The following is a 20,312-nucleotide window of genomic DNA, read 5'->3' as shown; positions in this document are numbered from 1 at the left end:
GACAAGCAGCTCACCCGCCCTGCGCGGCCTCCACCTTGCGCTGCAGCTTGTTCATCCCGCCGAGCCACCGGTCGGTCTGCGTCGCGCGCGTCGCGTAGTAGCCGGCGACCTCGGGGTGCGGCAGGATCAGGAACCGGTCGTCGCCGAAGGCTTCGAGCACCGAATCGGCCACCTGGGACGGTTCGATGGCCGACGCGCCCATGATCAGCTGCCCGCTGGTGCCGGTCTGGGCCAGCATGTTCGTGCGCACACCCTGCGGGCAGACCGCCTGCACCGTGATGCCGCGGTGCCGGTAGGTCGCGCTCAGCCACTCGGCGAAGGCCAGCGCACCGTGCTTGGTCACCGAGTACGGCGCCGAACCGAGGCTGGTCAGCAGCCCGGCCGCGGACACCGTCGCCAGGAACCGCCCGTGACCGCGCTCCAGCCACGCCGGCAGCAGCAGGTTCGCCGCCCGCACGTGGGCCATCACGTTGACGTCCCACGCCCGCGCCCACACCTCCTCGGGCACCTCCGGTCCGCCGTGCGGGGCGATGCCGGCGTTGGCGCAGTACAGGTCGATGCCGCCCAGTTCGTCGTTCGCCCGCGAGATCAGCGAGGCGACACCGTCCACACTCGCCGCGTCACCGGACACCGCGACCGCGCCGACCTCGGCCGCGACCGCCTCCACCGCCGCCGCGTCGAGGTCCGCCAGCACGATCCGCGCGCCCTCGGCGGCGAAGCGCCGGGCCAGCGCCGCCCCGATCCCGCCGCCACCACCGGTGATGACGACGCCCGCGTCCTTCAGCGCAAAGCTCACAGCCCACCTCCCAGCGTCACGCCGCCGTCGAGGACGACGGTCTGCCCGGTGATCCACCCGGCCTCGTCGGACAGCAGGAACGCGACCGCGCCCGCGATGTCCTCCGGCACGCCGAGCCGCTTCATCGGGTACGCGGCGGAGACCTCCTCCTCGCGGCCCTCGTAGAGCGCGGTGGCGAACTTTGTCTTCACCACGGCCGGCGCGACGGCGTTGACCCGGATCTTCGGCCCCAGCTCGACCGCCAGCTCCTGCGTCATGCGGATCACCGCGGCCTTGCTGACGCCGTACATGCCGATGCCGGGCGAGGCGCGCAGGCCGGCGATCGAGGCGACGTTGACGACCGAGCCGCCGTGCTCGCCCATCCACGCGTCCCGCGCCCGGCGCAGCCAGGCGAGCGGCGCGAGCACGTTGACGGCGAGGATCTTGGCGGCGGCGGCCGGGTCGACGTCCAGGATCGGCCCGTACACCGGGTTGATGCCGGTGTTGTTGACCAGCATGTCCAGCCGCCCGAACGTCTCGATCGTCGTGGCGACGGCCTCCTCCTGGTGCGCCGCGTCATCGGCCTTGCCGGGCACGGCGATGGCGACACCGGGCCCGCCCAGCTCGTTCACGGCCTCGGCCAGCGGCTCCGGCTTGCGCGCGGTGATGCACACCCGCGCACCGCGCTCCACCAGCTCGCGGGCGATGCCGAGGCCGATGCCACGGCTCGCCCCGGTGACGATCGCGACGCGATCCTTGAACGAGTTCACCATGGGACTCCTGTCTCCTGTCCACCTTGACTAAGCGCTCGCTTACAATGGGAACGGCCGGACCGCCGTGTCAAGTCTCCCGCCAGGCGGTTCCCTACTGGGAGGATGCCGCCATGACGACCTCGCTGTCCGCCGAACTCTGGCCGGAGGTGCAGCCGGACGCGGCGCGGCGGCTGATGCTGGCCGGTGTCGAGTCCTTCGCGCGCCGCGGCTACCACGCCACGACCACGCGCGACATCGCGAGCGCGGCCGGCATGAGCCCCGCCGCGCTGTACGTGCACTTCCCGTCGAAAGCCGCGCTGCTGTTCGCCATCAGCAAGAGCGGGCACCAGCAGACGCTCGACCTGGTCGAGGACGTCGCCAAGCGCGACGACGAGCCCCGGGAGCGGATGCGCCGCATCGTCGCCGACTTCGTGGCGTGGCACGCGCGCCGGCACACGATCGCCCGCGTGGTCCAGTACGAGCTGCAGGCGCTCCCGGACAAGGAGTACCAGGTCGTGACCGACCTGCGGCGCCGCATCGAGCAGATCGTGCGGGACGTGATCAGCGAGGGCGTCGCGCAGGGGCAGTTCACCGTCGAGGACGTCAAGATCGCCGCCCGGGCCGTCCTGTCGCTCGGGGTCGACGTGGCGCGCTGGTACACCGAGCGCGCCGGCAAGACGCCCAAGATGCTCGGCCGCGAGTACGCGGACCTGGCGCTGCGCATGCTCGGCGCGCAGCCCTGACAGCGACGGTGCCACGGCTCCCACGCTACACCACATACTAAGCGGTCGGTCACCCCTCGCGTGAGGGCCGTCACCACTACCGTCGCAGCATGAGCGACATCGAGCCGTTCCACCTCGACATCCCGCGATCCCAGCTCGACGACCTGCACGCCCGCCTCGACCTGACCCGCTGGCCCGACGAGCTGCCCCGCGTGGGCTGGGACTACGGCATCCCGCTGGACTACCTCAAGGAGCTGACGCGGTACTGGCGCACGGTCTACGACTGGCGCGTCCACGAGCGACAGCTCAACGAGCTGGGCCAGTTCACCACCGAGATCGACGGGCAGCGGATCCACTTCCTGCACGTGCGCTCCGCCGACCCGGACGCGCTGCCGCTGATCCTCACGCACGGCTGGCCCGGTTCGGTGGTGGAGTTCCTGCCCGTCGTCGAGGCCCTCTCGGCGCGCCACCACCTGGTCATCCCGTCCATCCCCGGCTACGGCTTCTCCGGCCCGACGACCGAGACCGGCTGGGACGTGCCGCGGATCGCGCGCGCCTTCGCGGAGCTGATGCACCGCCTCGGGTACTCGCGGTACGGCGCGCAGGGCGGCGACTGGGGGTCGGGGATCTCCCGCGAGCTGGGCGCGTCGGATGCCGGGCACGTCGTGGGCGTGCACGTCAACATGCTCGGCACGGCGCCGCGGGACACCGACGAGCTGACCGGCGAGGAGCGCGAGCGGCTCGCCCACGGGGAGCGGTACCAGCGCGAGCTGTCCGGCTACATGAAACAGCAGTCGACGCGGCCGCAGACGCTGGCGTACGCGCTGCACGACTCCCCCGTCGGCCAGCTCGCCTGGATCGTCGAGAGGTTCAAGGACTGGACCGATTCCACGGACGCGCCCGAGGACGCGGTCGACCGCGACCTGATGCTCACCAACGTGATGATCTACTGGCTCACCGGCACGGCGGGCTCGTCGGCGCGGCTGTACCGCGAGTCGGGCCGCACGTGGCGCAACCCGGTCCGGGTCGAGGTGCCCGTCGGGGTCGCGGTGTTCCCGCACGACATCGTGCTGCCGGTGCGGCGGCTGGCCGAGCGCGACCACAACATCGTGCACTGGTCGGAGTTCGACCGCGGCGGGCACTTCGCCGCGATGGAGGAGCCGGACCTGCTGGCCGCGGACGTGCTGCGGTTCTTCGGCTCGCTCTAGAGTGGGACGATGCTGAAACCGGATCCCGGCCGGCTGCTCGCCGTCGCCCGCGAAGAGGCCCTGCTCGGCAAGGCGGAGGGGGGTGTGCCGATCGGGGCGGCGCTGTTCACTGTGGACGGTGAGCTGCTCGGCCGGGGGCACAACCGCCGGGTCCAGGACGGCGACCCGGCGATGCACGCGGAGACGGCGGCGTTCCGCGACGCCGGGCGGCGGCCGCACTACCGGGACACGGTGATGGTGACGACGCTGTCGCCGTGCTGGTTCTGCTCCGGCTTGATCAGGCAGTTCGGGATGGCGCACGTGGTGATCGGCGAGGCCCGCACCTTCTCCGGCGGCCACGACTGGCTGGCCGGGCTCGGCGTGGGCATCACCATCGTCGACGACCCCGGGTGCGTGGCGCTGATGACGGAGTTCATCGAGCAGCGCCCGGAGCTGTGGTTCGAGGACATCGGCGTCGAGACGCCCTGACGCTCACCCCCGTCCCAGTGCCGGACCTCGCGGCGATCGATCCGCGGAGCGGGGCGGAACGTGGTGCCGAGCGTGAAGGCCAGCGGCGCGCGCGGTGGTCCAGACCGTGCCCAGGCCGCGATTGCGCGCCGCGAGCATGAAGCTCCGGACGGCGGGCAGGATCGACCTCCAGGTCATCGCCTGGTCCAGCACGGCGCGTGGTCGGTGCGGCCTTCGATGGCGGGGATGACGAACGACGCCGGGTGGGCCATGCGCCGCAGGTCCCGGTGGTCACCGGCCGGCCGCTCGCGAGCTGCACGGCGCGGCGGAAGAGGCCGGCCACCGCGGCGCGCTGGGCCTTGCCCGTGACGACGAGGAAGTGCCAGCGCGGCCGGCGGGCGCCTGGGTGGCGATGTCGACGCACTCCTCGATGAGGTGCCGCGGGCCGGGTCAGGTCGAGCCGCTTGCGCACGGCGCGGGTGGCGGACCGGACCCGAGATGATCTGCTGTCAAACGATCTGCATCAAGACGATTCTGGTAGCGTCCGGGGCATGGCGGTGAGATCGGAAGCGGCCGGGGCGTACTTCCCGCGGCTCGCGGCGGAACGTCTCGACATCGCGTTGTGCCGGGCGTCCGCCACGGTCGCCCGCGCGGCGGAGAGGGCCGCGGGCGAGCAGGGGCTGGGCGTGGGCCGGCACCTGGTGCTGAAGATGCTGGCCGCCGTGGGGCCGTGCTCGCAGCAGCTGCTGAGCGAGGAGCTGCGGATCGACCGCAGCGTGATGGTCGGCATCGCCGACGAGCTGCAGAAGGCCGGCTACGTCCGCCGGGAACGCGACCCGCGGGACCGCCGCGCGTACGCCGTCACGATCACGCCCGCCGGGCGGCGGGCGCTGGACAAGGCCGAGCAGGCGACGCCGGCGTTCCTGGACCGCACCTTCGCGGCGCTGTCGGCCGGGGAACGCGCCCAGCTGGCCGCACTGCTCGGAAAGCTGCTCACCGCGGACTGAGCCGCGGCCGGGACGAACGGGTGCGGGGACGGCCGCCGCCGGCGGGGGCCCTGCAGGGGCCCGGTGAGCGGGCTCCTCCGGCCACCGGTTCAGCGCGGGCGGCGCGGCGCGGTCGGCGGGTGGTTCGGGATCGGGTCAGGCCACGTGGGCGACGGCCGGGGCGAGCACGGCCCGGCCGGCGTCGGTCAGCACGGCGGGCACCAGGCGCTCCCCCTCGCCGTCCGGGCGGATGTAGCCGCCGTGGGCGAGGGCGTGCGCGGCCATCTGGTCGCAGCAGGCGACCCCGTCGATGAAGAGGTCCGGCTCGCAGCTGGCGGACATCACGGCGCGGCCCTGAGCCACCGCTCGCAACATCGCCATCGCTCGATGGGACAGCTCTTCACCTGTACCGGACACCGGGATCTCCCCCTTGCGTCGTCATCTGTGGTTGTCACTCAGTTATCGCACACTGGTCCATTAGTGTTAACGATGTGAGGCGCGACACGCCGTCAGTGACCCACAGAGGTGACCTCCGGCTCGGGCAGGGCGGGTCCGAGGACCCGGGCCCAATGGCGGATGATCCGGCGACGGCGGTGGGTGTCGTCCGCGAGGAGGTTCGCCAGCCCCAGGCCGCGGGCCAGGTCGAGCGTCGACTGGACGAGTTCCCGCACCCCGGGCTGCGTCTCGTCCACGCCCAGCAGGTCCACCGCGAGCCGGTGCGCCTCCCGGCCGACCTTGGCCTGCAGCGGGACCAGCACCAGGCGCAGCGACTCGTCGCTGGACGCCGCGACCCACAGGTGCAGCGCCGCGCGGAACATCGGCCCGGTGTAGAGGTTGAGCAGCAGGTCGACGACCGGCTCGATGCGCGACCGCCCGGCGGGCAGTCCCTCGGCGCCGCGGCGCATCTCGGCGATCTGCACCTCGCCGACGTACTCGACCGCCGCGGTCACCAGGTCCTCCCGCGTCGGGAAGTGGTGCTGGGCCGCCCCGCGCGAAACGCCGGCGCGCTGGGCGATCAGCGCGACCGTGGTGCCGGCCCACCCGACCTCGCCGATGCAGTCCACGGCTGCGTCGATGAGTTTGCGGCGGGTGGTCCGGCTGCGCTCCTGGCGAGGCTCCGGCACGGGGGCCTCCTTCCTCAGTACGACTTCGGCAGGCCCAGGGAGTGCTGGGCGACGAAGTTGAGCACCATTTCCCGGCTCACGGGAGCGATCCGGCCGACGCGGACGGCCCCGAGCAGGGTACCGAGCCCGTACTCCGAGGCCATGCCGTTGCCGCCGTGGGTCTGGATCGCCTGGTCGACCGCCTTGATCGCGACCTCCGCGCCGGCGTACTTGGCCATGTTGGCGGCCTCGCCGGCACCGAAGTCGTCGCCCGAGTCGTACAGCGCCGCGGCCTTCTGCGTCATCAGCTTGGCCAGCTCGAGCTCGATCTTGACCTGCGCCAGCGGGTGCGCGATGCCCTGGTGGCTGCCGATCGGCGCGCCCCACACACTGCGCTGTTTCGCGTAGGCCACGCCCTTCTCCAGCGCGTACCGGGCGATGCCGATGGAGAACGACGCGCCCATGATCCGCTCCGGGTTCAGGCCCGCGAACAGCTGCGCCAGTGCCGCGTCCTCGGACCCGACGAGCGCCTCGGCCGGCAGCCGGACGTCGTCGAGGAACAGGCCGAACTGCTTGTCGGCCGAGACGAGGTCCATCTCGATCTGCTGGTACTCGAACCCGGGCGTGTTCGTGGGCACGATGAACAGCGCCGGCTTGAGCTTGCCGGTCTTCGCGTCCTCGGTGCGGCCGACGACCAGTACCGCGTCGGCTTCGTCCACACCGGAGATGAACACCTTGCGCCCGTTGAGGATCCAGTCGCCACCGTCGCGTTTGGCCGTCGTGGTGATGCGGTGCGAATTGGACCCCGCGTCGGGTTCGGTGATGGCGAAGGACATCCGCACCTCGCCGGTGGCGAACCGGGGCAGCCACGAGTTCTTCTGCTCGTCGGTGCCGTACCGGGCGAGGACGGTGGCGCAGATCGCCGGTGACACGACCATCAGCAGCATCGGCGTGCCGGCGGCGCAGAACTCCTCGCACACCGCGGCGAGGTCGCCGATCCCGGCGCCGCCCCCGCCGTACTCTTCGGGCACCGCGACGCCGAGGTAACCCAGGCGCCCGGCCTCGTTCCACAGGTCGCTGGTGTGGCCGCCGCTGCGGGCGACCTTGGTGTAGTACTCGTGCCCGTAGCCGCGGGCCAGGTCGCCGACCGCCTTCCGCAGCGCGATCCGCTCGTCCGATTCGACGAAATTCATGCTTGCTCCTTCGGCGTGACGACGGCGAGAACGGTGCCCGGTTCGACCTGGTCGCCCACCGACACCGGGAGGTCGGTGACCTCACCGTCGGCGGGTGCGGTGATCCGGTGTTCCATCTTCATGGCTTCCAGCCACAGCAACGGGTCGCCCGCGGCGACGGTGTCCCCGGCCCGCACCGCGATCCGCAGGACGGTCCCCGGCATGGGCGCGACCAGCGATCCGGCGGCGAGCGCGGCGTCCGGGTCGGTGAACCGCGGGACCGGGACCAGGTCGACGGCGCCGAGCGCGGAGTCCACGCACACCAGCCCCGGGTACCGGCCGACGGTGAAGGCTCGCCGGACGCCGTCGACGTCGAGCACGACCCGGCCGGGCGTGGCCTCGACGACCTCGGCGCCGTCCACCCGCAACCCCGCGCGGTAGGTCGCCTCGATCTCGGTGTCCGCGCACAGATAACGCTTCCGCAGCGGCGCGGACGGCACGTTGCGCCACCCGGCGGGCAGCCGTCCCAGGGTGGTCGCGGTGGCCCGGTTCGCCGCCGCTTCGGCCAGTGCCGCGGCGGTCGCCGACCACCGCACCGCCCGCTCGTCGGCGAGGGGACGGGACAGCGTGTCCAGGCCGTGCCGGCCGAGGAAGGCGGTGTCGGTGCGCCCGGCCAGGAACTCCTCGTGCCGCAGCACGTTGACCAGCAGGTCCCGGTTGGTGCGCAGACCGTGGATCCGCGCCCCGGCGAGCGCTCGCGCGAGCCGCCGGGCCGCCTCCGCCCTGGTCGGCGCCCAGGCGATGACCTTGGCGAGCATCGGGTCGTAGTGCACGCCGACCACGGAGCCGTCCACCACGCCCGCGTCGAGCCGCAGCCCGGCCTCGCCACCGAGGGCGAACTCGGTGTCCACCCCCGGGATCTCGAACCGGTGCAGCGTGCCGCTCTGCGGCTGCCACCCGGCGGCCGGGTCCTCGGCGTAGAGCCGCACCTCGATCGCGTGCCCCCGCGTCGCGGGCGGCTCGGCGGGCAGCCGGTCCCCCTCGGCGACGCGGATCTGCAGCGCGACCAGGTCCAGGCCGGTGACGCACTCGGTGACGGGGTGCTCGACCTGCAGGCGCGTGTTCATCTCCAGGAAGTAGAACCGCCCGTCGTCCGTCGCCAGGAACTCCACGGTGCCCGCGCCGACGTAGTCGATCGCCTTCGCCGCCTTGCGGGCGGCGTCGAACAACTCGGTGCGCATCGCGTCGTGGACCAGCGGCGAGGGTGCCTCCTCGACGACCTTCTGGTGCCGCCGCTGGATCGAGCACTCCCGCTCCCCCAGCGCCCAGACCGTGCCGTGGGTGTCGGCGAGCACCTGGACCTCGATGTGCCGCCCGGTCTCCAGGTACCGTTCGCAGAACACCGTCGGGTCGCCGAACGCCGACGCCGCTTCCGCGCGGGCGCTGTCCACGGCCTCGGCCAGTTCGGCCAGCGACCGCACGACCCGCATCCCCCGGCCGCCGCCCCCGGCGGAGGCCTTGACGAGCACCGGCAGGTCGGACTCGGTGACCGCGGCGGGGTCCAGTTCGGACAGCACCGGCACGCCGGCCGCGTCCATCAGCCGCTTCGACTCCACTTTGGAGCCCATCGTCTCGATGGCAGCCGGTGGCGGGCCGATCCAGGTCAGTCCGGCGTCGAGCACCGCCCGGGCGAACGCGGCGTTCTCGGACAGGAACCCGTAACCGGGGTGCACGGCGTCCGCGCCCGCCGAGCGCGCGGCCTCGACGAGCAGGTCCGCGCGCAGGTAGGTCTCGGACGGGGTGTTGCCGGGCAGCCGGACGGCCGCGTCCGCTTCGGCCACGTGCGGCGACCCGGCATCGGCGTCGGAGAACACGGCGGTGCGGGCGATGCCGAGCGTGGCGCACGTGCGGAACACCCGGCGGGCGATCTCGCCGCGGTTGGCGACCAGAATGTTGTCGATCACGTCACTCACATCCGGAAGACGCCGAAGCCGTCGGCGCCCCTGATCGGTCCATTGTGGATGGCGGACAGGCACAGGCCGAGCACCGTGCGGGTGTCGCGGGGGTCGATGATGCCGTCGTCGTAGAGCATGCCGGACAGGAACATCGGCATCGACTCGGCCTCGATCTGCTGCTCGACCATCGCGCGCATCGCGGCGTCGCCCTCCTCGTCGTAAGGCTGCCCGCGCCCGGCGGCCGCCTGGCGAGCGACGATCGACAGCACGCCGGCCAGCTGGGCGGGGCCCATCACCGCGGACTTGGCGCTGGGCCAGGCGAACAGGAACCGCGGCCCGTAGGCGCGACCGCACATGCCGTAGTGCCCGGCACCGTAGGACGCTCCCATGAGGACGGACAGGTGCGGCACCTTCGAGTTGGACACCGCGTTGATCATCATCGCGCCGTGCTTGATGATGCCGCCCTGCTCGTACTCCTTGCCGACCATGTAACCGGTGGTGTTGTGCAGGAACAGCAGCGGCGTGTCGCTCTGGTTGGCCAGCTGGATGAACTGCGTGGCCTTCTGCGACTCCTCGCTGAACAGCACGCCCCGGGCGTTGGCGAGGATGCCGATCGGGTAGCCGTGCAGGCTCGCCCACCCGGTCACCAGGCTGGTGCCGTAGAGCGGCTTGAACTCGTCGAAGTCGGAGCCGTCGACGACGCGGGCGATCACCTCGCGCGGGTCGAACGGGACCTTCAGGTCGGACGGCACGATGCCGAGCAGGTCCTCGGCGTCGAACACCGGCTCGGTGTAGTCCGGTTTCGGCGACGGGCCCTGCTTGTGCCAGTTCAGCCGCTTGATGATGCTCCGGCCGATGCGGATCGCGTCCTGCTCGTCGTGGGCGAGGTAGTCGGCCAGGCCGGACGTGCGGGCGTGCATCTCGGCGCCGCCGAGCGACTCGTCGTCGGACTCCTCGCCGGTGGCCATCTTGACCAGCGGCGGTCCGCCGAGGAACACCTTCGCCCGCTCCTTGACCATCACCACGTAGTCGGACATGCCCGGCAGGTAGGCGCCGCCGGCCGTGGAGTTGCCGAACACGAGCGCGACGGTGGGGATGCGCGCCGCCGAGGAGGTGGTCAGGTTGCGGAACGTGCGCCCGCCCGGGATGAAGATCTCCTTCTGCGTGGGCAGGTCCGCGCCACCGGACTCGACGAGGTTGATCGTCGGCAGCCGGTTCTCCGCCGCGATCTCGGCCGCGCGCAGGCCCTTCTTCAGGCTGGAGGGGTTGCTCGCGCCGCCCTTCACGGTCGGGTCGTTGGCCACGATCATGCACTCGACGCCCTCCACGACGCCGATGCCGGTGACCACGCTGCCGCCGACGTGGTAGTTCGTGCCCCACGCGGCCAGCGGCGAGAGTTCCAGGAACGGCGAGTCCTCGTCGAGCAGCAGCTCGATCCGCTCGCGGGCGAGCAGTTTGCCACGTTTGCGGTGCCGTTCGACGTACTTCTCGCCGCCACCCGCGATCGCCTTGGCGTGCTCGGCCGCGAGCTCGGCGAGCTTGGCCTCCATCGCCTCCCGGTTGGCCCCGAACTCCGCGCTCGCGGTGTCCACCGTGGACCGGATCACGCTCAAGCCGTGTACCCCAATCTCTTCGCCGCGAGACCCGCCAGGATCTCGTTGGTGCCGCCACCGATGCCGAGGATGCGGACATCGCGGTAGTGCCGTTCCACTTCGGACTCGCGCAGGTAGCCCAGGCCACCGTGCAGCTGGACGGCCTCGTTCACCACCCATTCGGCCGCCTCGACCGCGGTGTTCTTCGCGAAGCACGCCTCCGCGATGACCTCCTCGCCCGCCACGAAGCGCTGCGCGACGTGCCGCGTGTAGACGCGGGCCAGGTCGATCCGGCGGGCCATGTCCACGAGCTTGTGCTGCACGAGCTGGCGGGAGATCAGCGGACGGCCGAACGTCTCACGCAGCCGGCACCACTGCAGGGTGAGGTCCAGCGCGCGTTGCGCGGTCGCGTACCCCTGCACCGCGAGCGAGAGCCGCTCGGTGACGAAGTGGGTCGCGATCTGGATGAACCCGGTGTTCTCCTCGCCCACCAGGTTGGACACGGGCACGCGGGCGTCGGCGAAGGACAGCTCGGCGGTGTCCGAGCAGTGCCAGCCCATCTTCTCCAGCTTGCGGCTCACGGTGAAGCCGGGCGTGTCCCGCTCGATGACGAGCAGCGACACACCGTGGGCGCCCGGGCCGCCGGTGCGCACCGCGGTGGTGACGAAGTCGGCGCGGGTGCCGGAGGTGATGTAGGTCTTGGCGCCGTTGACGACGTAGTGGTCGCCCTCACGGCGGGCCGTGGTGCGGATGCCGGCGACGTCGGACCCGCCGTCGGGCTCGGTGATCGCGAGCGACCCGATGAGACGGCCCTCGATGGTCGGGCGCACCCAGCGCTCGACCTGCTCCGGGTCACCGGCCGTGACCAGGTGCGGCAGCGCGATGCCGTTGGTGAACAGCGACGCGATCAGGCCGCCGGACCCGCCGGCGTGGAGGATCTCCTCGGTGACGGTCATCGCGTCGAGGAAGTCCCCGCCACCGCCGCCGACGGCCTCCGGGAAGGACACGCCGAGCAGGCCGATCTCGCCGGCCTTGCGGTGCAGGTCGCGTGGCAGCTCACCCGCGCGCTCCCACTCGTCCAGGTGCGGCAGCACCTCGGCCTCGACGAACCGGCGCACGGTCTTGCGCAGCGCGGTCCGCTCCGGCGTGGCGAACGGGTCGGTCACAACAGCACCTCCGGGATGTCGGCGTGCCGGGAGCGCAGCCACTCGCCGAACGCCTTGGCCTGCGGGTCGAACCGGGCCTGCGACGCGACGCCCTGGCCCAGCAGGCCTTCGACGACGAAGTTGAGCGCGCGCAGGTTCGGCAGCACGTACCGGCGGACGGTGAGGTCGGCGGTCTCCGGCAGCAGCCGCTGGAACTCCCCGACCGTGAGGTGGTGCGCGAGCCACCGCCACGCCTCGTCCGACCGCACCCACACGCCCAGGTTGGCGTCGCCGCCCTTGTCCCCGCTGCGGGCGCCGAGGATCGTGCCGAGCGGCGCGCGCCGGGCCGGCCCGGCCGGCAAGGGTTCCGGCAGTTCCGGTTCATCCACTTCGGACAGCGAGAGGGTGTCAGCCGCGGGCGCGATGTCCACCCGCGAGCCGTCGGGCAGGACGGCCACGTGCGGAACCTCGGCGGCGTCCACGTACGACGCGGTGTAGACGCCGTAGGGCGAGGCGTCCGAGGGTGGCGCGGTGACGTGGAAGCCGGGGTAGCTGGCCAGGGCCAGTTCGATCGCCGCGCCGCTGAACGCGCGCCCGGCCACCTTGGGGTCGGCGTCCCTGACGGCGCAGTGCAGCAGGGCGCTGGCCCGCTGCTCGGTGTCGGCGTCCTCGTGGTCGGTGCGCGCCAGGGTCCAGCGGATCTCGGCCGGCGGGCGGTCCTTCAGCGCCTGCTCGAGCTGGTCGCGCACCAGCGCGGCCTTGGCGTCGACGTCCAGTCCGGTGAGGACGAACGTGGTCTCGTTGCGGAAGCCGCCCAGGGTGTTCAGGCACACCTTGAGCGTGGACGGCGGGGCCTCGCCGCGGGTGCCGGAGATCCGCACCCGGTCCGGACCCTCCTCGGTCAGGGTCAGGGTGTCGAACCGGGCGGTGACGTCCGGTCCGGCGTACCGGGCGCCGGCGATCTCGTACAGCAGCTGGGCGATCACGGTGCCGGCGGTCACCGCACCCCCGGTGCCCGGGTGCTTGGTGATCACGCTGGATCCGTCGGCGGAGATCTCCGCGATGGGGAAGCCCGGTGTGCCGGTGTCCTGCTCGGTGAAGAACGCGTAGTTGCCGCCGGTGGCCTGCGCGCCGCACTCGATGACGTGCCCGGCGGCCACGGCGCCGGCGAGGGCGTCGTAGTCGTCGCGGGCCCAGCCGAAGTGCGCGGCGGCCGGGCCGACGACCAGCGACGCGTCGGTGACGCGCCCGGTCACGACCACGTCCGCGCCGCGCTCCAGGCACGCGGCGATGCCCCAGCCGCCGAGGTAGGCGTTGGCGGTCAACGGTTTCCCCAGGCCCAGTTCGTCCACTCGGGACAGCAGGTCGTCGCCCTCGACGTGGGCGACGGCGATGTCCAGGCCCAGGCGCTTCGCCAGCTCCCGGATCGCGTCGGCCAGCCCGGCCGGGTTGAGGCCGCCTGCGTTGGTGACGATCTTGACGCCCTTGTCCTTGGCCAGCGCCAGGTTCTCCTCCATCTGGCGCAGGAACGTCTTGGCGTACCCGCGGCAGGGGTCCTTGAGCCGGTCGCGGCCGAGGATGAGCATGGTCAGCTCGGCGAGGTAGTCGCCGGTCAGCACATCCAGCGGGCCGCCGGTGAGCATCTCGCGCACGGCGGAGAACCGGTCACCGTAGAAGCCGGACGCGTTGCCGACGCGCAGCACGTCGCTCATGCGAACTGCCCCGCCTTCCGGCCGGACCCGGGCGGCCCGGCGAAGGCCTGCGCGATCTCCAGCCACTTCTCGGCGTCCGGCCCGGCGGCGACGACGTCGGTGTCGGCCGGGTGTCGCCGCTGGGTGACGATCAGGCAGAACCCGAGCGCGGAACCGGTGACCCGCTGGGCGGCGTCCGGCGGCCCGAACGTCCACTCGGCACCGTCCACACCCGACAGCTCGACGCGGAACTCCTCGGGTGGCGCGGCGAGTCCGTGCACGGCGAACGCGAAGTCCCGCGTCCGCACCCCGAACCGCGCGATCTGCCACAGCCGCCGCGTCGGTTCGCGGCGGAGCCCGAGCGCGTCGTAGACGTCCTGCGCGTGGGCCCAGGTCTCCATCAGGCGCGCCGTGGCCATCGACGCCGCGCTCATCGGCGGGCCGTACCAGGGCAGCTTCCGCCCCGGCGGCACGGCGGCCAGCTCGCGGGCCAGCTCTTCGCGCCCGGCACGCCATTGGGCGAGCAGCTCCTCCCGTGGCTTGCGGGCCAGTTCCCGCGCGCCCTGGTCGACGAAGTCGTCGCCCGCGGCCAGGGCGCGCTGCACCTCGTCCGGGAACTCGTCCGGGGTGCGGACCGCGATCAGCGCCTTGGCGTCGGTCCAGGCCAGGTGCGCGACCTGGTGCGCGATCGTCCAGCCCTCGGCGGGGGTCGGGGTCGACCACCTCGCCTCCGTCACCAGGTCGTCCAATTCCCGGCTCTCGTCGGCCAGGTCCCGCAGGATCGGTCCGGGGTCCGCCACGCCATCCGCCTCCTCGCGCACGCTTCGCGCCGAGCCTGGCACCACCGGTCAGAAAAATCAAGCACGCTTGATTGTTTTGGTCCCGGTAGCTCGACCGGGTGGCTAACACACGACACGGACACGCCCGCATCTTGGGGTCACTGGACAGGCGGACCCCAAGATGTAGTCTTCGATCACCGGCAGGGCCCGGCGCCTGGGGAAGCGAGCGCGGGCCCGTCCGGTACGAAGCCGTGCCCACCCAGCACACCGGCGCCCAGGCCGGTGTGCCGATGAAACGCGCCCGAAAACGGAGTGATGCATGTCTGTGGAAACCTCCCCGGCGCCGGCAGCCACGCTGCGGGTCATCCGCCGGGACGGCGAGGTGTCGCCCTTCGACGCCGGCCGGATCTCCGTCGCGCTCACCAAGGCCTTCCTCGCCGTCGAGGGTGACGAGGCCGCCACGTCCTCGCGGGTCCACCACGTCGTCGCCGAGCTGACCGAGCAGGTCGAGACCTCGCTGCGGCGCCACGCGACCGGCGACGCGGTGCACCTGGAGCAGATCCAGGACCTCGTGGAACTGGCCCTGATGCGCGGCGGTCACCACCAGGTCGCGCGCGCCTACGTGCTCTACCGCGAGGAACACGCCAAGGCCCGGGAAACCGCCCCGCCACCGGCGGCGATCCACGTCCGGCACCCCGACGGCGAACTGCGCCCGCTCGACCGGGAGCGCATCGCCCACGTGATCGGCGAGGCCGTCGCCGGGATCGAGGACGTCGAGGCCGGGCCGGTGCTCGCCGAGGCCGAGCGCAACCTCTACGACGGGATGAGCGCCGGCGAACTGGCCCTGGCCCTGATCATGGCCGCGCGCACGCTCGTCGAGCGCGAGCCGAACTACTCCGCGGTCACCGCCCGCCTGCTGCTGGACAAGCTGCGCGCCGAGGCGCTGAGCCACCTGGCCGGTCAGCCGCGCCAGGCGTCGCAGGCCGAGCTGGACTACTCCGGCTACTTCCGCGACTACCTGGCCCGCGCCATCGACCTCGACCTGGTCGACCCCGAGCTGGCGACGTTCGACCTCGACCGGGTCACCGCCGCGATCCGCCCGGAACGCGACCTCGACTTCGGCTTCCTCGGCCTGCAGACCCTCTACGACCGGTACTTCCTGCACGAGCGCGGCACCCGGTTCGAGCTGCCGCAGGCGTTCTTCCTGCGCGTGGCGATGGGACTGGCCCTGCGCGAGGACGACAGGGAATCTCGTGCTGTGGAGTTCTACGACCTGCTGTCCAGCTTCGACTTCATGGCCTCCACGCCGACGCTGTTCAACTCCGGCACCACCCGCGCGCAGCTGTCGTCGTGCTTCCTGACCACGGTCGAGGACAGCCTCGACGCGATCTTCCAGTCCTACAAGAACAACGCCCTGCTCGCGAAGTACTCGGGCGGCCTGGGCAACGACTGGACGCCGGTGCGCGGCCTCGGCGCCCACATCAAGGGCACCAACGGCGAGTCGCAGGGCGTGGTGCCGTTCCTCAAGATCGCCAACGACACCGCGGTCGCGGTGAACCAGGGCGGCAAGCGCAAGGGCGCCGCGTGCGCCTACCTGGAGACCTGGCACATCGACGTCGAGGAGTTCCTCGACCTGCGCAAGAACACCGGTGACGACCGGCGCCGCACCCACGACATGAACACCGCCAACTGGGTGCCCGACGAGTTCCTGCGCCGCGTCGAGGCCGACGCCGAGTGGACGCTGTTCTCCCCCGACGAAACCCCGGACCTGCACGACCTCTACGGCACCGCGTTCGCCCGGCGCTACCGCGAGTACGAGGCCGCGGCCGACCGCGGCGAGATCCGCGTGTTCCGCCGGGTGCGCGCCGTGGAGCTGTGGCGGCGGATGCTGACCATGCTGTTCGAGACCGGCCACCCGTGGATCACGTTCAAGGACCCGTGCAACCTGCGCTCGCCGCAGCAGCACGCCGGCGTCGTGCACTCGTCCAACCTGTGCACCGAGATCACGCTCAACACCAGCACCGACGAGGTCGCCGTGTGCAACCTCGGCTCGGTGAACCTGGCCCGGCACGTCACCGCCGCCGGCCTGGACACGGCGAAGCTCGAGCGCACCGTGCGGACCGCGGTGCGGATGCTCGACAACGTCGTCGACATCAACTTCTACACGATCCCCGAGGCGCGCCGGTCGAACCTGCGGCACCGGCCGGTCGGGCTCGGCGTGATGGGTCACCAGGACGCCCTGTTCACCCTCGGCCTGCCGGTCGACAGCCCCGAGGCGGTCGAGTTCGCCGACCGCAGCATGGAGCACCTGAGCTACTACGCGATCGACGCGTCGGCTCAGCTGGCGCGGGAGCGGGGCGCCTACGAGTCGTTCGCGGGCTCGCTGTGGAGCCAGGGCGTGCTGCCGATCGACTCGCTGGAGCTGCTGGCCGACGCGCGCCAGGGCGACGCGCTCGACGTCGACCACTCGTCCACCCTGGACTGGGGCGCGCTGCGCGAGCGGGTGCGCGGCGGCATGCGCAACTCCAACGTCATGGCGATCGCGCCGACCGCGACGATCTCCAACATCTGCGGTGTCGGGCAGTCGATCGAGCCGCTGTTCCAGAACCTCTACGTCAAGTCGAACATGTCGGGCGACTTCACCGTGGTCAACCCGCACCTGGTCGCGGCGCTGAAGGAGCGCGGGTTGTGGGACGAGGTCATGGTGGCCGACCTGAAGTACTTCGACGGCAGCCTCGCGCACATCGACCGGGTGCCCGCCGACCTCAAGCGGCTCTACGCCACCGCTTTCGAGATCGACAGCAAGTGGCTGGTCGACGCCGCGTCACGGCGGCAGAAGTGGATCGACCAGGCCCAGTCGCTCAACCTCTACCTCGCCGCGCCCAGCGGCCGCAAGCTGGACGAGCTGTACCGCTACGCCTGGCACAAGGGCCTGAAGACCACCTACTACCTGCGCGCGCAGGCGGCGACCAGCGTCGAGAAGAGCACGCTGCGCGGCACCGACGGCAAGCTCAACGCGGTGCCCTCGGTCCCGTCCGCGCCGTCGGTGCCCGAACCGGAGTTCGCCGCCTGCCGGATCGACGACCCCGATTGCGAGGCCTGCCAGTGAGCACCATCGACACCGACGCGACCGGGCTGGGCGCGATCAGCCGCGGCGCCGACCGGGTCAGCGTCGACGACAAGGCGATGATCAACGCCCGCGCCGACGTCAACCAGCTGCTGCCGCTGAAGTACCACTGGGCGTGGGAGAAGTACCTGGCCGGCTGCACCAACCACTGGATGCCGACCGAGGTCGCCATGCAGGCCGACATCGCGCTGTGGAAGTCGCCGAACGGGCTGACCGAGGACGAGCGCCGCATGGTCAAGCGCAACCTGGGCTTCTTCGCCACCGCCGAGTCGCTGGTCGCCAACAACCTGGTGCTCGCGGTGTACCGGCAGATCACCAACCCGGAGTGCCGCCAGTACCTGCTGCGCCAGGCGTTCGAGGAGGCCGTGCACACCCACACGTTCCAGTACATCTGCGAGAGCCTGGGCCTGGACGAGGGTGAGCTGTTCAACGCCTACCGCGAGGTCCCGTCGATCACCGACAAGGACGCGTGGGCGTTGCGCTACACGCGCAACCTGGAGAACCCGGACTTCGCCACCGGCACCGCGTCGGCCGACCAGGACTTCCTGCGCGACCTGGTGGCCTTCTACGTGGTGTTCGAGGGGATGTGGTTCTACACCGGGTTCGCGCAGATCCTGTCGCTCGGGCGGCGCAACAAGATGGTCGGCATCGCCGAGCAGTTCCAGTACATCCTGCGCGACGAGTCGATCCACCTGAACTTCGGCATCGACTGCATCAACCAGATCAAGATCGAGAACCCGCACCTGTGGTCGCCGCGGTTCCAGGCCGAGGTGCGCACGATGCTCACCGAGGCGTGCGAGCTGGAGGTCGCCTACGCGCGCGACACCCTGCCGCGCGGGATGCTCGGGCTGTCGGCGGCGCTGTGCGAGCAGTACCTGCGCTTCATCACCGACCGGCGGGCCCAGCAGATCGGGCTGGCCCCGATCTTCGGCGAGAACGAGAACCCGTTCCCGTGGATGTCGGAGGCGATCGACCTGCGCAAGGAGAAGAACTTCTTCGAGACCCGGGTGACCGAGTACCAGACCGGCGGCTCACTGGAGTGGGACTGAATCCCCTTGCCGGGGGCGGGGGTGGTGCGGGACGGTGGTGATCACACGTTTGTCCGCAAGGAGGCGCGATCGTGACCAGTGCCGTCGGCAGGGCGTTCCGGGAACGCGTTCCACCCCTGACCGCCATCCCCCTCCCCCGTGCCGTCGACCGGCGGCTGCTGGACCAGCGGTGGCCGGTGCGGGAGCTCGCCGCACCGCCCGCGGGCAGCGGGCTGGCGCCGGTCATCGGCGACGCGGGTGCGCCCGTGGTCGGGCACGCCATCGAGTCGATGCGGTTCGGGCTGGACTTCGCGCTGCACCGGTTCGCCAAGTACGGGCCGGTGTCGTGGATGGGGGCGTTCGGGCAGCGGATCGTGGTGCTGGCCGGCCCGGACGCCACCCAGGCCGCGCTGGTGAACAAGGACAAGGCGTTCTCCCAGGAGGGCTGGAAGTTCTTCATCGAGCGGTTCTTCCACCGCGGGCTGATGCTGCTCGACTTCGAGGAGCACCACCTGCACCGGCGGATCATGCAGGAGGCGTTCACGCGGGACAAGCTCGCCGGCTACATGCGGCAGGCGGCGCCGGTGCTGCGGGACGGTGTCGCGGCGTGGGGCGGTGACCGGCCGCGGCTGTACTGGCTGCTGAAGCGGCTCACGCTCGACGTCGCGTCGCGGGTGTTCATGGACATGCCGCCGGGCGAGGACGCGGAGGCGGTCAACCGGGCGTTCGTGGGCACCGTGCGCGCGGCGACGGCGCTGGTGCGGATGCCGGTGCCCGGTGGCCGCTGGGCGGCGGGCCTGCACGGGCGGCGGGTGCTGGAGCGGTACTTCGCGGAGAAGCTGCCGTCGAAGCGCCGCAGCGAGGGCGCCGACCTGTTCTCGGCGCTGTGCCACGCGCGGGGCGACGACGGGGCCGAGTTCACCGACGACGACGTGATCAACCACATGATCTTCCTGATGATGGCGGCGCACGACACGGCGACGATCACCAGTTCCGCGGTCGCCTACCACCTGGCCAAGCACCCCGAGTGGCAGGAACGGGCGCGCTCGGAATCGCTCGCCCTGGGTGCGGAGCTGCCGGATCTCGAGGCGCTGGAGTCGTTGCCGACACTGGACCTGGTGATCAAGGAGTCGCTGCGGCTGACCGCGCCGGTGCCGTCGCTGCCGCGGATGACGGTGAAGGACACGGAGGTGCTGGGGCACTACATCCCGGCCGGGACGATGTGCAGCGTCTCCCCCAACACGAACCACTATTCGCCGGATCACTGGTCGAACCCGCGCGCGTTCGACCCGGAGCGCTTCGCGGAGGGCCGCCGGGAGGACAAGTCGCACCGGTTCGCGTGGATGCCCTTCGGCGGCGGGGCGCACAAGTGCATCGGGATGCACTTCGGGAACAACGAAGTGAAGCTCCTGCTGCACGAAATGCTGCGCACGTACCGCTGGTCGGTGCCCGAGGGGTACCGCATCAAGTGGGACTACGTCTCCCTGCCCGTCCCGGTGGACGGCCTGCCGGTCCGCCTGCAGCGGCTGCGGTGACGGGGCGGGGCGCGCGGTCACCTGACCTGCCGCGCCACGGTGGTGCCGGGCCTGCCAGCCCGAGCCCCAGCGGGCGCTGCGTCAGTGGCCCGCCGGCACTGCACCGACGGCACGTGGCGCTGCCAGCGCACACTCCACCTCCGTGCGGGCGGTCCCGGCACTGCCGCCGTCCGACATGCCGGCGGCAACACGTGACGCCCCGGGGACACGCGCATGCCCGGCCGCTGCTGCCCGGGGGAGCCGGCCGGAGCCCCGGCGAGGTGTCCGTCAGTGGCAGCGCGCACCGCAGCATCAC

17 protein-coding genes are annotated in these 20,312 nt (G+C 71.7%); 7 read left to right on the top strand and 10 right to left on the bottom strand.

The window, feature by feature from the left end:
• Window positions 1-10: 10 nt before the first annotated feature.
• The gene (locus FB470_RS24365; protein ID WP_306995154.1) at window positions 11-796 is read right to left on the bottom strand and encodes an SDR family NAD(P)-dependent oxidoreductase; all 786 of its coding nucleotides are present in this window, start codon (window positions 794-796) and stop codon (window positions 11-13) included.
• A complete protein-coding gene (locus tag FB470_RS24360) occupies window positions 793-1,548 on the bottom strand; it encodes an SDR family oxidoreductase (RefSeq protein WP_306995152.1) in 756 nt (251 codons plus the stop codon). Before FB470_RS24360 ends, FB470_RS24365 begins: the two co-directional genes overlap by 4 nt.
• Window positions 1,549-1,658: 110 nt before the next feature.
• On the opposite strand from FB470_RS24360, the gene FB470_RS24355 reads away from it, so the two are divergent.
• From FB470_RS24355 to FB470_RS24340, 4 genes are all read left to right on the top strand, one after another.
• The gene (locus tag FB470_RS24355) at window positions 1,659-2,270 is read left to right on the top strand and encodes a TetR/AcrR family transcriptional regulator (protein WP_306995151.1); all 612 of its coding nucleotides are present in this window, start codon (window positions 1,659-1,661) and stop codon (window positions 2,268-2,270) included.
• A gap of 89 nt (window positions 2,271-2,359) precedes the next feature.
• Entirely contained in the window at window positions 2,360-3,457 is a 1,098-nt protein-coding gene (locus FB470_RS24350; RefSeq protein ID WP_306995149.1) for an epoxide hydrolase family protein, read from the top strand.
• A 9-nt stretch (window positions 3,458-3,466) separates the two neighbouring features.
• Complete coding sequence (locus tag FB470_RS24345; RefSeq protein WP_306995147.1) at window positions 3,467-3,925, top strand: nucleoside deaminase; 459 nt, start codon at window positions 3,467-3,469, stop codon at window positions 3,923-3,925.
• Window positions 3,926-4,455: 530 nt separating this feature from the next.
• Window positions 4,456-4,911, top strand: a complete 456-nt coding sequence (locus FB470_RS24340) for a MarR family winged helix-turn-helix transcriptional regulator (protein ID WP_306995145.1) — start codon at window positions 4,456-4,458, stop codon at window positions 4,909-4,911.
• A gap of 135 nt (window positions 4,912-5,046) precedes the next feature.
• Here FB470_RS24340 and FB470_RS24335 read toward each other — a convergent pair whose 3' ends face one another.
• From FB470_RS24335 to FB470_RS24300, 8 genes are all read right to left on the bottom strand, one after another.
• Window positions 5,047-5,271, bottom strand: coding sequence for a hypothetical protein (locus FB470_RS24335; RefSeq protein WP_306995143.1), 225 nt, complete (start codon window positions 5,269-5,271; stop codon window positions 5,047-5,049).
• A 128-nt stretch (window positions 5,272-5,399) separates the two neighbouring features.
• Window positions 5,400-6,014, bottom strand: coding sequence for a TetR/AcrR family transcriptional regulator (locus FB470_RS24330; protein WP_306995141.1), 615 nt, complete (start codon window positions 6,012-6,014; stop codon window positions 5,400-5,402).
• 14 nt (window positions 6,015-6,028) lie between these two features.
• Window positions 6,029-7,186: an acyl-CoA dehydrogenase family protein gene (locus tag FB470_RS24325; protein WP_306995139.1), complete on the bottom strand. Its 1,158-nt coding sequence runs from the start codon at window positions 7,184-7,186 to the stop codon at window positions 6,029-6,031.
• Window positions 7,183-9,129, bottom strand: a complete 1,947-nt coding sequence (locus FB470_RS24320; protein ID WP_306995137.1) for an acetyl/propionyl/methylcrotonyl-CoA carboxylase subunit alpha — start codon at window positions 9,127-9,129, stop codon at window positions 7,183-7,185. The genes FB470_RS24325 and FB470_RS24320 overlap by 4 nt, the downstream gene beginning before the upstream one ends.
• A gap of 5 nt (window positions 9,130-9,134) precedes the next feature.
• Window positions 9,135-10,733 (bottom strand): acyl-CoA carboxylase subunit beta, encoded by a 1,599-nt coding sequence (locus FB470_RS24315; protein ID WP_306995135.1) that lies wholly within the window; start codon window positions 10,731-10,733, stop codon window positions 9,135-9,137.
• The gene (locus FB470_RS24310) at window positions 10,730-11,878 is read right to left on the bottom strand and encodes an acyl-CoA dehydrogenase family protein (protein ID WP_306995134.1); all 1,149 of its coding nucleotides are present in this window, start codon (window positions 11,876-11,878) and stop codon (window positions 10,730-10,732) included. Before FB470_RS24310 ends, FB470_RS24315 begins: the two co-directional genes overlap by 4 nt.
• Window positions 11,875-13,569, bottom strand: a complete 1,695-nt coding sequence (locus tag FB470_RS24305) for an acyclic terpene utilization AtuA family protein (RefSeq protein ID WP_306995132.1) — start codon at window positions 13,567-13,569, stop codon at window positions 11,875-11,877. Before FB470_RS24305 ends, FB470_RS24310 begins: the two co-directional genes overlap by 4 nt.
• On the bottom strand, window positions 13,566-14,348 hold the full coding sequence (locus FB470_RS24300) for a TIGR03084 family metal-binding protein (RefSeq protein WP_306995131.1): 783 nt from the start codon (window positions 14,346-14,348) through the stop codon (window positions 13,566-13,568). The genes FB470_RS24305 and FB470_RS24300 overlap by 4 nt, the downstream gene beginning before the upstream one ends.
• Before the next feature lie 298 nt (window positions 14,349-14,646).
• Between FB470_RS24300 and FB470_RS24295 the strand changes: the two genes are divergently transcribed.
• The 3 genes from FB470_RS24295 (at window position 14,647) to FB470_RS24285 (ending at window position 20,017) form a co-directional block, all read left to right on the top strand.
• Window positions 14,647-17,436: a ribonucleoside-diphosphate reductase subunit alpha gene (locus FB470_RS24295; protein WP_306995129.1), complete on the top strand. Its 2,790-nt coding sequence runs from the start codon at window positions 14,647-14,649 to the stop codon at window positions 17,434-17,436.
• Window positions 17,433-18,503: a ribonucleotide-diphosphate reductase subunit beta gene (locus FB470_RS24290; RefSeq protein WP_306995127.1), complete on the top strand. Its 1,071-nt coding sequence runs from the start codon at window positions 17,433-17,435 to the stop codon at window positions 18,501-18,503. The genes FB470_RS24295 and FB470_RS24290 overlap by 4 nt, the downstream gene beginning before the upstream one ends.
• Window positions 18,504-18,574: 71 nt before the next feature.
• Entirely contained in the window at window positions 18,575-20,017 is a 1,443-nt protein-coding gene (locus FB470_RS24285; protein ID WP_306995125.1) for a cytochrome P450, read from the top strand.
• Window positions 20,018-20,312: the final 295 nt, after the last annotated feature.

Origin of the sequence: Amycolatopsis thermophila (genome assembly GCF_030814215.1) — a bacterium.
GTDB classification, from domain to species: Bacteria; Actinomycetota; Actinomycetes; order Mycobacteriales; family Pseudonocardiaceae; genus Amycolatopsis_E; species Amycolatopsis_E thermophila.
This window is presented reverse-complemented; position numbering and strand designations above follow the sequence as displayed.